A 12,340-nucleotide genomic window follows, 5' to 3' on the forward strand; every position below is an offset into this window, starting at 1 on the left:
GATGGAGGGACGTATGATCCACAAAAATTGGGCAGAATTGATCAAGCCGACACAGCTTGAAGTGAAGCCAGGCAATGACGCAGGTCGTCAGGCCACGGTTATCGCAGAACCACTAGAGCGCGGCTTTGGCCTCACGCTTGGTAATGCGTTGCGCCGTGTATTGATGAGCTCACTTCAGGGCGCTGCAATCACATCCGTACAGATCGACAACGTTTTGCACGAGTTTTCTTCGGTTGCGGGCGTTCGCGAAGATGTCACAGACATCGTTTTGAACCTCAAAGGCGTGTCCCTGCGCATGGAAGTTGAAGGGCCAAAGCGTCTTTCAATCAATGCAAAAGGCCCAGGCATTGTCACCGCTGGTGATATTTCTGACAGCGCTGGTATCGAAGTTCTGAACCGCGATCACGTTATTTGCCACCTTGACGATGGTGCGGACGTTTACATGGAACTTACCGTAAATACGGGCAAGGGTTATGTTGCGGCTGAAAAGAATAAGCCAGAAGACGCGCCAATCGGTCTTATCCCGATCGATGCGATCTACTCGCCTGTTAAGAAAGTATCATACGATGTGCAGCCGACCCGTGAAGGTCAGGTGCTTGACTATGACAAGCTGACGATGAAAGTCGAAACAGACGGCTCTTTGACGCCAGATGACGCGGTGGCATATGCCGCGCGCATCTTGCAAGATCAGCTGTCTATCTTCGTGAACTTCGACGAGCCTGAGTCTGCATCTGCGAAGGATGAGGATGACGGTCTTGAGTTCAACCCACTTCTGCTGAAGAAAGTGGACGAGCTGGAACTGTCTGTGCGTTCTGCAAACTGCCTGAAGAACGACAATATCGTGTACATTGGCGATCTGATCCAGAAAACCGAAGCAGAAATGCTGCGTACGCCAAACTTCGGCCGCAAGTCTTTGAACGAGATCAAAGAAGTGCTGTCAGGTATGGGCTTGCACCTTGGCATGGACGTCGAGGACTGGCCACCGGACAACATTGAGGATCTTGCGAAGAAATTCGAAGACGCCTTTTAAGATAACGTAGGGTGCGTCTCTAGCTCAGTCCGAAAAGTGGGAACCGGTTTTCGGATCAAACTGAGCGGACTTAAACAGAGACGCACCTTACTTTCACGACTGGGTCGGTCACGACCCCAAGGAGAGCAGTGGGGAACGCACCCGCTGCCAGACAAAGCAAAATCAGCCCGTAGAGGGCACATTTGGAGAAGACACATGCGTCACGCAAAAGGTTACCGCCGCCTAAACCGTACTCACGAGCACCGTAAAGCGCTCTGGGCGAACATGTCAGGCTCGCTCATCGAGCATGAGCAAATCAAAACAACATTGCCTAAAGCCAAAGAGCTGAAGCGCATCATGGACAAGCTGATCACACTCGGCAAGCGCGGCGATCTGCATGCGCGTCGTCAGGCTGCCGCACAGCTGAAGGAAGACAAGGACGTTGCAAAGCTGTTCGAAATCCTCGGCCCACGCTACGCAGACCGCCCAGGTGGTTACACACGCGTCCTAAAAGCAGGCTTCCGCTATGGTGACATGGCGCCAATGGCGATCATTGAATTGGTTGACCGCGACGTTGACGCGAAAGGCGCAGCTGACAAAGCACGCGTTGCAGCGGAAGCAGACGCGGAAGAGTAAGCCACTTTCAGAGCACTCAGAATTAGAGAAGGCCCTCGCAGTAATGCGGGGGCTTTTTTCGTTCAGGGCGATCGATGGATGTCAGCACGGTACGAACGCGGGGCAAATATTCAGGCGTCACCAGTCAGATCTTGCGCAAGCATTAGTGCATTGTTGTCAGGGTCGTAAAACGTCGCCGTTTTGACCATACCTTCAATAACATCAGTTTCACCGTCAAACTTGACCTGCGCGTCTTCCAATTTCAGGCGTGCAGCATCCAAATCCGCAATTCCGAAGACCGGAACGCAATTGCCAGGGACGGGTTGCGTGTGTTCACCAAAACCGAGTGTCACACCGGGGGTGTTGGTTTGAAGTTCGGACCAGCCCGCCTCATCTGCATGATAAAGCGTCTCAAAACCCAGCATATCTGCGTACCATTTGGCGCTCGTGTGGCGATCTTTCACCGAAAGCGCGATAGTTATTGTGTTTTCCAATGAAACAAGAGACATCGTATTTCCTTTTTAATCAAAATATACTAACTATACTTTATGGACATAAAATTCTTTGTCAACATCACCTCACGCGCTTGGGCGGTACCGATCTTGTCGAACCTGCATACTGGTGTTGCGGGTCGTCAGGCACCCCTATTGGCAGCAACGGGCGCAAGTCGGACAGCTTTCGCGCAAAGCATGGATCATTTGATCGAACTAGGGCTGTTGGAACGCAATCCCGGTCACGGTCATCCATTACGGCCCGAGTTTCGACTGACGCCGCTTGGTGCACAGGCCGCCGCGTTGGCGGCTAAGGTTCATAGAATTCCCGAACAGAACGATCAGGATTTGCTTCGTCGCTCTTGGACTTTACCGGTGCTCACCTCCTTGCACACACCAAGCCATTTCAACGAGATCAAACGCAATCTTCATACGATTACAGATCGCGCATTGTCTCAGTCGTTGAAGTCAATGGAGAGCAGAAATTGGGTACAGCGCAGCGTCGATGAGGCTGCGCGCCCGCCCAGATCACTCTATCGTGCGATAAATACAGGTGGCCAAATCAGCCAAATCACGGCACCTGAAATCAGCTTTCCTATTTAAATTCGTTTCAGGCAACGCGGTGCGAAAGCGGGGTGACGCGACAGCAGCCTCTTGCACCCGACAGGTTCAGCTCGCATATCTGGGTAAATTCTAGGAACGAGGTGACCCATGCTGCGCGTTTTGATCTTGATCTGTTGTGCGGCTCTGCCTGTGCAGGCGCAAACACAGGTTCCAACGAGCCAAGCGCAAATCTCACTTAGTTTTGCGCCTTTGGTCAAACAAGCCGCTCCCGCGGTTGTGAACATCTACGCCAAGCGCATCGTGCAATCGCGGGTCAGTCCTTTTGCGTCTGATCCGTTCTTTCGCGACTTTTTCGGAGATATGGGGCGTGCGCAGCCGCGCGTACAAAACTCACTTGGATCCGGGGTGATCCTTTCGAGTGATGGCTACTTGGTGTCAAATTACCACGTAGTGGGCGGGGCCAGCGATATTCGCGTGGTGCTGAACGACAGGCGCGAATTTTCCGCAGAAGTGTTGCTGGGCGATCAAGCGAGTGATCTCGCCATTTTGCGTCTCAAAGACGCTGAGAATGTACCGTTTTTACCTCTGCGCGAAAGCGATACAGTTGAAGTCGGTGAGCTGACTTTGGCGATCGGCAATCCGTTTGGTGTTGGGCAAACTGTTTCAAGCGGCATTATTTCCGGCCTAGCGCGTTCGGGTGCGGTGACTGGAAATGAACGTGGCTATTTCATCCAAACGGATGCACCGATTAATCCGGGCAATTCCGGGGGTGCGTTGATCGGGATGGATGGTGCCTTGATAGGGGTGAACACCGCGATTGTGACGCGTTCGGGTGGGTCCAACGGGATTGGTTTTGCGATTCCCGCTGCGTTGGTTGCGCAATTTGTGAGCCAAGCTCGTGCAGGCGAGACACGCTTTATGCGCCCTTGGGCTGGTATGGGTGGGCAGACGGTGGATGCTGATTTGGCGAACTCACTTGGGTTGCAGCGACCCGGCGGCATGGCGATTACGCAGGTGCAAGACGGCAGCCCCTTTGCGAATGTCGGTCTTGGTGTGGGTGATGTGATTATTGCGGCCAACGGACGCGCGGTGAATTCGCCATCCGAAATGCTGTATTATATGACGGTCGCGGGGATCGGAGCGGAGATTACGGTGACAGCCGTGCGCGATGGTGTGCAAGAAGACTACACCGTTGCGATGATTGGCCCGCCCGAATTGCCACCGCGTGAAGAACAGACATTAGGCGCGCGTGATGTTTTGGAAGGGCTCACGATTGCCAACGTAAACCCCGCCGTTTTGGCGCAATATCAGCTGCCGATTTTGCCCAGCGGCGTTGTGGTCTTGAACACAGGACCAATCGCGCCGCGTATTGGTTTGCAAAAGGGCGATCTTCTGCGCGAGATCGATGGTCAGGACATTAACTCTCCTGAGGATGCTGTGAGAGCGCTACGAAACGCGCGTCGTTCCGTTTCAATCGTGGTTGAGCGCGGTGGCCAGTTAGTTTTGCTACGGTTCCGACTATGAGCGATTTGTTTGACAGTGGCGCGGCAGCGGCTGAACCCCTTAAAGGTGCGCGACCGCTGGCGGATCGTTTGCGCCCGCAGGCTCTGAGCGATGTGATCGGACAAACACAAGTGCTGGGAGAGGGCGCTCCGCTTGAGGTGATGTTATCGTCCGGCGCTTTGTCTTCGATTATATTCTGGGGGCCTCCGGGCGTAGGGAAAACGACGATTGCGCGGCTGCTTGCCCATGAAACGGATCTTCACTTTGTTCAAATCAGTGCGATCTTTACGGGCGTACCTGACTTGCGAAAAGTGTTTGAGGCCGCAAAAATTAGACGCCAGAACGGGCAGGGCACATTGCTGTTCGTTGATGAAATCCACCGTTTCAACAAAGCACAGCAAGATGGGTTTTTGCCATATATGGAGGACGGTACGATCCTTTTGGTGGGCGCGACGACTGAAAACCCATCGTTTGAGCTGAATTCAGCTGTGCTTTCGCGCTCTCAGGTTCTTGTGTTGCAACGCTTGGATCTTGCTGATCTGGAACGCATCGCCCAGCGTGCCGAGCAAGATTTGCAAAAGGAATTGGCGTTGGATGGCCCCGCGCGCGAAGCGCTTTTGGAAATGGCAGATGGCGACGGCCGCGCTTTGCTCAATTTGATCGAACAAGTAGCCGCATGGAAAACCGACCACAAGTTAACGCCGCCAGAGCTGGCCAAGCGGCTGCAAAAACGCGCGGCGCAATATGATAAATCTGGTGATGCCCATTATAATCTGATTTCCGCGCTGCATAAATCTGTGCGCGGCTCTGATCCTGATGCGTCTTTATACTGGTTCGCGCGGATGCTTGAGGGCGGCGAAGATCCGCGTTTTTTGGCGCGTCGTTTGGTGCGTATGGCTGTTGAGGACATTGGCTTGGCGGACCCGCACGCGCAGGCCGTGTGTTTGCAAAGCTGGCAAACTTATGAGCGGCTTGGCTCGCCAGAGGGGGAACTGGCCCTGTCACAGGCCGTGATTTACTTGGCGTTGGCCCCTAAATCTAATGCAAATTACGTGGCTTATAAAGCCGCGCGCCGCGCTGCAAAGGCGACAGGGTCAAAACTGCCACCAAAGCATATTTTGAATGCGCCCACGGATCTGATGAAGGATCAAGGCTATGGCACTGATTATGCCTATGATCATGATGCTGAGGATGGGTTTTCGGGGCAAAACTACTTTCCTGAGGGGATGGAGCGGCCTGCGATGTACCAACCTGTTGAACGTGGATTTGAGCGGGATTTGAAAAAGCGGGTGGAGTATTTCGCAAAGCTGCGTGCGCAAAGGGAAACCTAGGCGCGAGGGTCCGCAATTTCTTGGTAACATTGCAGCATTCAACATCGCGCGCAAAACTTGACTCTTGTCGCGCGCAGGGCGACACGGCCTCATGTTACTCAATGTCTCACTTGTGGCCCTCGGTGGCGCGCTTGGATCAAGCCTGCGCTATTTGATGGGGCTGGCGTTTGACAAAGCCACAGCGTTCGGATTCCCTTTGGGTGTGTTGCCGGTGAATATCATTGGCTCGTTTCTGATGGGTGTTTTCGTGGTCTTTGCCCATCAGAAGGGATTGAGCACGGCGAACTTGTTTGTGATGACGGGAGTGCTGGGCGGCTTCACGACGTTTTCGGCGTTTTCACTTGAAGCGGTGACATTGATGGAGCGCGGGCATTTGAGCCAAGCGGCACTTTATGTGGGGCTTTCAGTGGTCCTGTCGATTTTAGGTTTGATGGCGGGTCTCGCCATCGCGAGAGGAATATGGGCATGAGCCGCGTTCAGACGATAATGATTGAAGAAGATGACGGTGATCAGCGCCTTGATCGGTTCTTGAAGCGCAAGTTCCCGCAAATCACGCAGGGCATGATCGAAAAGATGTGCCGCAAAGGCGAGCTACGCCTTGATGGGGGCCGTGTCAAAGCGAACACGCGGGTCAATGAGGGCCAGCAATTGCGCGTACCGCCGCTGCCCGACAGTCAAGCGCCGGTCCATGCCGCGCCAAGCAAAGTCAGTGCCGCGGACACGAAGTTCATTCGCTCTTGCGTGATTTACAAGGATGATCACGTCATTGCGCTAAACAAGCCTGCGGGTCTTCCTGTTCAAGGTGGCTCTGGCCAAGCGCGTCATGTGGACGGTCTGTCCGAAGCTTTGATGTATGATTTCGAAGAACGCCCGCGTCTGGTGCATCGCTTGGACAAAGACACGTCTGGCGTTCTGATCCTTGGCCGTACACGGCGCGCGACGGCGGATTTGACTGCATCTTTTCGTCATCGCAACACGCGCAAGATTTACTGGGCCGCTATTGCAGGCGTGCCGCATCCGCGTCTTGGCACCATCAAGTACGGCCTGATGAAAGCCTCCGGTCACGGCGCCCGCGGTGAGGGTGAAAAAATGATCTGTATTCATCCGCGCGAAGTAGATCAGACTGAAGGCGCCAAGCGCGCTATGACTGATTATGCAGTGCTCGAAACCGCAGGGCAGCGCACCTCTTGGTGTGCTTTGATCCCGATTACAGGACGCACTCACCAGTTGCGCGCGCATATGGCCGAGATGGGGCATCCCATCGTGGGCGATGGCAAATACGGTGGCTCTGGTCAGGAAAACCTTGGCGATGGTTGGGGCTCTCAGTTGGGTGGCGACCTGAGCAAGAAGTTGCACCTTCATGCACGCTCTTTACAGATTGAACATCCCCACACCAAAGAGATGCTGCATCTGCAAGCACCCTTGCCAGATCACATGCAGCGCACTTGGGATACCTTTGCTTGGGATCCAAAAGAGGTGCCCGAAGATCCGTTTGAAGAGTTGATGTAGTGCGATTGCGCGGTGTAATTTTTGATGTGGATGGCACGCTTGTTGACAGCCAAGCGGATATTTTGGCTGCGATGTCCGGCGCGTTCGAGGCGGAAGGCCTTGCGCCACCCAGCAAAGATGCCGTTTTAGGTATTGTGGGGCTGTCGCTTGATGTTGCCATCCCAAAGCTTGCGCCGGGCAGCGATCATGCCGCCTGTACACGGATGGTGCAGGGTTACAAAGATGCCTACGCGAGTTTGCGTATGCTGCAGGGGGCGGATGTATCATCGCCTTTATATGCAGGTGCGCGCGAGGCACTTTCGCGTTTAAAAGAGCAAGATGAAATCCTGCTTGGAGTCGCAACCGGAAAGTCGCGGCGCGGCTTGGACAAACTGATAGATGCACACGGACTGGCGGGTACTTTTCTTACGCAACAAGTGGCGGATGATCATCCCAGCAAGCCAAACCCGTCAATGTTACTACAAGCAATGCGTGATCTTGGGGTTGAGGCAAGCGATACGGTGATGATTGGTGACACCAGTTTTGACATGGATATGGCGCGCGCCGCAGGTGCGTATTTCATTGGTGTCAGCTGGGGGTATCATGAAGCCAGCCGACTTTCAGAGGCAGACGCTGTAATTGACAGTTTCGCGCAGCTCGACGCCGCACTTGAGATGATTTGGAGCAAGGCCAATGGCTGATTGGAAAATAAAGCGGTTTTGGGACGTGGCTGACGCGGTGGAGGTCGAGGGCGGTTTTACCGTGCATCTTGATGGGCGCTCGATCAAGACACCTGGCAAATCCGCGTTGGTGGTGCCAACCCGAGTGATGGCAGAGCAGATGGCGCGCGAATGGGACGCGCAGCCTAAAGAGATCAATCCAGAGACGATGCCTGTTACGAAATCCGCCAATTCAGCTGTTGATAAAGTAACACCCCAGTTCGACGCGGTGGCTGATATGTTGGGCGAATATGCGGGAACAGATTTGCTGTGTTACCGCGCCGAGCAACCTGAAGAATTAGTAAAACGTCAAGCCGAGCAGTGGGACCCGCTTTTGGAATGGTGCGCCAAGACATTTGCGGCCCCTTTGAACCCGGTTTCAGGGCTCATGTTCGCAGCGCAACCCGAATCAAGTTTGATCGCTTTGCGCGCGCTTCTGGATGACATGACTGCATTTGAGCTGACCGCAATGCATGACCTGATCACTTTGCCCGGTTCTTTTGTAATCGGTCTTGCGGCGATTCATAAGTATGCCAAGCCACAAGAACTCTGGGAGCTTTCGCGCCTAGATGAGCGTTATCAGCAAGAACAATGGGGACTTGATGACGACGCCGAGGAGATGGCAGGAATCAAGCTAGCGGCTTATGAACACGCCTATAATTTTTATCTATTGAGCAAAGGACGCGGGTAAAAACACCGTGTTTGGCGCATTTGTAAACACATTTGGTTGACCTAAGGTCTAGCAAGCCGAAATTGATCAATTCTTAGGATGTTCCACTTGACGTTTCCTGATGATTGCGACCAAACTCTTTCCCACTAAGGGGGGAGTAACTTCTCTTTGGTATGAAACCCTGCGCTCACTCGCAGGAAGAGCCACCCACAAAAGGGTGGGCAATAGGAAGAGGTAAAAATGAAAAAATCCGTATTTTTTGGTGCGATGACTGTAGCTGCTTTGGCAGCTGGCGCAGCAGCGGCCGGCACGCTTGACGATGTTAAAGCGCGTGGCAAGCTGAACTGCGGCGTGACCACTGGTCTCGTTGGTTTCGCGGCACCGGATGCGAACGGCGAATGGCAAGGTTTCGACGTGGGCGTATGCCGCGCGGTCGCAGCTGCTGTTCTTGGCGACCCATCCGCGGTCGAGTTCGTTCCAACAACTGGTAAGACACGCTTCACAGCGTTGGCGTCCGGCGAAATCGACATGCTGGCACGTAACACAACATGGACGTTCTCTCGTGACGTTGACCTGAAGTTTGAATTCGTTGGCGTAAACTACTACGACGGTCAGGGCTTCATGGTTCCAAAAGCTTTGGGCGTTTCGTCCGCGAAAGAGCTTGATGGCGCGACAGTATGTATCCAGACTGGTACAACAACAGAGCTGAACTTGGCGGACTACTTCCGTACAAACAACATCTCTTATGAGCCAGTCCCAATCGAGACAAACGCTGAAGCACAGCCGCTGTACCTCGAGGGTGCTTGCGACGTTTACACAACTGACGCATCCGGTCTTGCAGCGACACGTGCCGCATTCGAGAACCCAGGTGATCACGTTGTTCTTCCAGAGATCATCTCTAAAGAGCCACTCGGCCCACTGGTCCGTCACGGCGATTCTGAGTGGGGCGACGTTGTTCGCTGGTCTTTGAACGCACTTATCGCAGCTGAAGAGCTGGGTGTGACATCTGCAAACATCGCAGACATGGGTGCAGCCGCTGGCGACAACCCAGAGATCAACCGTCTCCTCGGTACAGAAGGCACATTGGGCGAGATGCTCGGTCTGTCCGCTGACTGGGCGAAGAACGCGATCATGGCTGGTGGTAACTACGGCGAGATCTTCGAGAAGAACATTGGTGAGAACACACCAATCGGTCTGTCCCGTGGTCTGAACGCTCAGTGGACAGACGGTGGTCTGCTCTACGTCCCACCATTCCGCTAAACCCGGATTACTAAAGGAAGGGCGCGGGACATTCCGCGCCCTTCTTACTTCTAGGCTATTTTAGAAAAGCCGTCTTTGAGCCATGACCGGAGCAACCGGCAGGTTTCACCAAAGACAGCACACCCAGGGAACAGTCCATGACGACTCTATCTGATCCTCCCAAGGGCGGTTTTCGGGTATCGATGCTTATCAACGATACACGTTACCGATCCTACACGTTTCAATTCATTGCTTTGATCGCGCTGATTGCGGCCTTTGCCTATTTGGGAAGCAACTTGCTTGCTAACCTCAGGGCAGCAGGTCTGAACATCTCTTATAAGTTTCTAAGCGAGCCTGCGGGCTATGACATTAACCAGCGCTTGATCGAGTATACCTCGCAATCGACACACTTTCGTGCGGCGATCGTCGGTATTTTAAATACACTGCTTGTGGCTGTGGTGGCCTGTTTCTTTGCCACGGTGATCGGTATTTTTGTCGGCGTTTTACGTCTGAGCAATAACTGGTTGGTCAACAAGCTGATGGGCGTTTATGTGGAAATCTTCCGTAACGTGCCTGTCCTGATCTGGATCCTGATCATTATGGCGGTGTTTGTCGCTGTGTTGCCGCAACCTCGTGAGTTTCGCGGCGATGATGCGACAGCGAGCATGTTCCTTGATCTCTTCGCGTTTACAGGCCGTGGTTTCTACTTCCCAAGACCTTACTTCGCAGCGGAGTGGGCGACGGGTGCAACAGGCTGGCTCATCATTATCGCATTGCTGATCGCTAGCTTTTTTGGTGCGCGCGCGCTGGCCAAGTCTGCAGCAGCCACGCAAGAGGCAACTGGTGATCGTCCAACCACTTGGTATTTCACCTTGGCCATCTGGTTGGTGCCGCTGATCGCAGCTTGCGTTATCATGGGGCTGACTTGGGAAATCCCAGAGCTGAAGGGCTTCAACTTTAGAGGCGGCATTTATGCGCGTAACTCTTTTATCGCTTTGACCTTTGCGCTTTCGATCTACACGGCAGCCTTTATCGCGGAAAACGTGCGTGCGGGTATTCTGGCGATCTCTACAGGTCAAACAGAAGCGGCAGCGTCGCTGGGTCTGCGTCCGGGTCGGATTATGAACTTGGTCATTCTCCCGCAAGCGCTGCGTGTGATTATCCCACCGCTGATTTCGCAATACCTAAACATCACTAAGAACTCTTCTTTGGCGATTGCTGTTGGCTACATGGACGTCACGGGCACCCTTGGCGGCATCACGCTGAACCAAACGGGGCGCGCGATTGAAACAGTTTTGCTGCTTATGGCGTTCTACCTTGTCATCAGCCTGAGCATTTCTGCGGTGATGAACGTCTACAACAATTCCGTTAAACTGAAGGAGCGGTAGGATGACTAATACGAACACCACACCTGTCGCTTTTGTACGCGATGCAATGCTGGTGCAGAAAACGCCGCCAGTCACGAATGCGGGCATTGTCGGTTGGATAAACAAAAACCTGTTTCCCAATCCCTTTGCCTCTATCGGGAATGCCTTTAGTTGCCTTTTGACCCTTGTGTCGCTCTTGATCATTTACAAGATCGTTGCTGGCGCATTGCCATGGTTTGCCAATGGCGTTTGGGATACCCCATCGCTGGCCGCGTGTCGTGAAGTGTTGCAGGGGGTGACGGGCGGATGTTTCTCAGTGCTGACCGAACGCTGGAATCAGCTCTTGTTCGGCTTCAAGTACCCCTCTGAGGAATACTGGCGTCCAACATTGGCCTTTATCGGCTTGTTCTTTGCGGCAGCACCCGTGCTCTTTAGCAAGCTGCCACGCAAGATGCTTTGGTTCACTGCAGTCTATCCATTTTTGGCCTTTTGGTTGATCTGGGGCGGCACGATTTTGGTGCCCGTGATGGTCGCTGTTGGTTTCATCGTGGGCTACTTTGTGTTCGCGCACTTCGAAAAACAAAGCTTTGCTATGGGTCTCATTGGCAGCGTCGTTGCTGCGGTCGTTGTGTGGTCCTTTGCTGGCTACATTACCGATCCTTTGTCTGGTGTGCTGGCACTTGAGCCCGTTCCAAGCCGCGACATGGGTGGGTTCATGTTGAACTTTATCCTTGGTGTGGTCTGCGTAAGCTTGTCGATCCCGATTGGCATTCTGCTCGCGCTAGGGCGACAGTCGGATATGCCGATCATCAAGGGCATCTGCGTTGTCTTCATCGAATTCATTCGTGGCGTTCCGTTGATCACGCTTTTGTTCGTGGCAAACGTTGTTTTGGCGTATTTCTTGCCACCCGGCACAACGTTCGACTTGATCTTGCGGGTTATCATCATGATCACCATGTTCTCGGCGGCCTATATTGCCGAGGTGATCCGTGGCGGTCTCGCCGCTTTGCCGAATGGTCAGTATGAAGCAGGGGGCTCTTTGGGTCTGGATTATGCGCAAAACATGCGTTTGATCATTCTGCCGCAAGCGTTGAAGATTTCTATTCCAGGGATCGTGAACGTGGCGGTGGGTCTGTTCAAAGACACCACGCTTGTTTCGGTCATTTCGATGTTCGATCTTGTGGGCATGATCCGCGGACCGATCTTGGCATCGACCGAATGGAATGGGGTCTACTGGGAGCTGTTTGGCTCTGCGGTCGTTCTGTTCTTCATCGTGTGCTACGGCATTTCACAATATTCCCAGTGGCTCGAGCGTCAGCTTGCCACGGGGCATCGTTAATTAGG

The 12,340-nt window shown here is 53.6% G+C and carries 13 protein-coding genes; 12 read left to right on the plus strand and 1 reads right to left on the minus strand.

The window, feature by feature from the left end; genetic code table 11:
* Positions 1–13 precede the first annotated feature (13 nt).
* Together ACTG3Z_RS14620 and rplQ are read left to right on the plus strand one after the other, a co-directional pair.
* Positions 14–1,030, plus strand: coding sequence for a DNA-directed RNA polymerase subunit alpha (locus ACTG3Z_RS14620; RefSeq protein ID WP_439143782.1), 1,017 nt, complete (start codon positions 14–16; stop codon positions 1,028–1,030).
* 195 nt (positions 1,031–1,225) lie between these two features.
* Positions 1,226–1,645, plus strand: coding sequence for a 50S ribosomal protein L17 (rplQ, locus tag ACTG3Z_RS14625; protein ID WP_439143783.1), 420 nt, complete (start codon positions 1,226–1,228; stop codon positions 1,643–1,645).
* A gap of 110 nt (positions 1,646–1,755) precedes the next feature.
* On the opposite strand, the gene ACTG3Z_RS14630 is transcribed toward rplQ, so the two are convergent.
* Positions 1,756–2,133, minus strand: a complete 378-nt coding sequence (locus ACTG3Z_RS14630) for a VOC family protein (RefSeq protein WP_439143784.1) — start codon at positions 2,131–2,133, stop codon at positions 1,756–1,758.
* A 39-nt stretch (positions 2,134–2,172) separates the two neighbouring features.
* On the opposite strand from ACTG3Z_RS14630, the gene ACTG3Z_RS14635 reads away from it, so the two are divergent.
* The 10 genes from ACTG3Z_RS14635 (at position 2,173) to ACTG3Z_RS14680 (ending at position 12,335) form a co-directional block, all read left to right on the plus strand.
* A complete protein-coding gene (locus tag ACTG3Z_RS14635) occupies positions 2,173–2,718 on the plus strand; it encodes a winged helix-turn-helix transcriptional regulator (protein WP_439143785.1) in 546 nt (181 codons plus the stop codon).
* Positions 2,719–2,826: 108 nt separating this feature from the next.
* A complete protein-coding gene (locus tag ACTG3Z_RS14640) occupies positions 2,827–4,203 on the plus strand; it encodes a trypsin-like peptidase domain-containing protein (RefSeq protein WP_439143786.1) in 1,377 nt (458 codons plus the stop codon).
* Positions 4,200–5,513, plus strand: a complete 1,314-nt coding sequence (locus tag ACTG3Z_RS14645) for a replication-associated recombination protein A (RefSeq protein WP_439143787.1) — start codon at positions 4,200–4,202, stop codon at positions 5,511–5,513. The genes ACTG3Z_RS14640 and ACTG3Z_RS14645 overlap by 4 nt, the downstream gene beginning before the upstream one ends.
* Positions 5,514–5,604: 91 nt before the next feature.
* The gene (gene crcB, locus ACTG3Z_RS14650; protein ID WP_439143788.1) at positions 5,605–5,982 is read left to right on the plus strand and encodes a fluoride efflux transporter CrcB; all 378 of its coding nucleotides are present in this window, start codon (positions 5,605–5,607) and stop codon (positions 5,980–5,982) included.
* Complete coding sequence (locus ACTG3Z_RS14655) at positions 5,979–7,022, plus strand: RluA family pseudouridine synthase (protein WP_439143789.1); 1,044 nt, start codon at positions 5,979–5,981, stop codon at positions 7,020–7,022. The genes crcB and ACTG3Z_RS14655 overlap by 4 nt, the downstream gene beginning before the upstream one ends.
* 5 nt (positions 7,023–7,027) lie before the next feature.
* Complete coding sequence (locus ACTG3Z_RS14660) at positions 7,028–7,702, plus strand: HAD-IA family hydrolase (protein ID WP_439143808.1); 675 nt, start codon at positions 7,028–7,030, stop codon at positions 7,700–7,702.
* Positions 7,695–8,411, plus strand: coding sequence for an ATP12 family chaperone protein (locus ACTG3Z_RS14665; RefSeq protein WP_439143790.1), 717 nt, complete (start codon positions 7,695–7,697; stop codon positions 8,409–8,411). Before ACTG3Z_RS14660 ends, ACTG3Z_RS14665 begins: the two co-directional genes overlap by 8 nt.
* Positions 8,412–8,630: 219 nt before the next feature.
* A complete protein-coding gene (locus ACTG3Z_RS14670; RefSeq protein ID WP_439143791.1) occupies positions 8,631–9,650 on the plus strand; it encodes an amino acid ABC transporter substrate-binding protein in 1,020 nt (339 codons plus the stop codon).
* A gap of 137 nt (positions 9,651–9,787) precedes the next feature.
* On the plus strand, positions 9,788–11,017 hold the full coding sequence (locus ACTG3Z_RS14675) for an amino acid ABC transporter permease (RefSeq protein ID WP_439143792.1): 1,230 nt from the start codon (positions 9,788–9,790) through the stop codon (positions 11,015–11,017).
* Position 11,018: 1 nt separating this feature from the next.
* Positions 11,019–12,335: an amino acid ABC transporter permease gene (locus tag ACTG3Z_RS14680; RefSeq protein ID WP_439143793.1), complete on the plus strand. Its 1,317-nt coding sequence runs from the start codon at positions 11,019–11,021 to the stop codon at positions 12,333–12,335.
* The last annotated feature ends 5 nt before the right edge of the window (positions 12,336–12,340 follow it).

This window comes from Planktotalea sp. (genome assembly GCF_965659345.1).
In the GTDB taxonomy this organism is placed as follows: domain Bacteria; phylum Pseudomonadota; class Alphaproteobacteria; order Rhodobacterales; family Rhodobacteraceae; genus Planktotalea.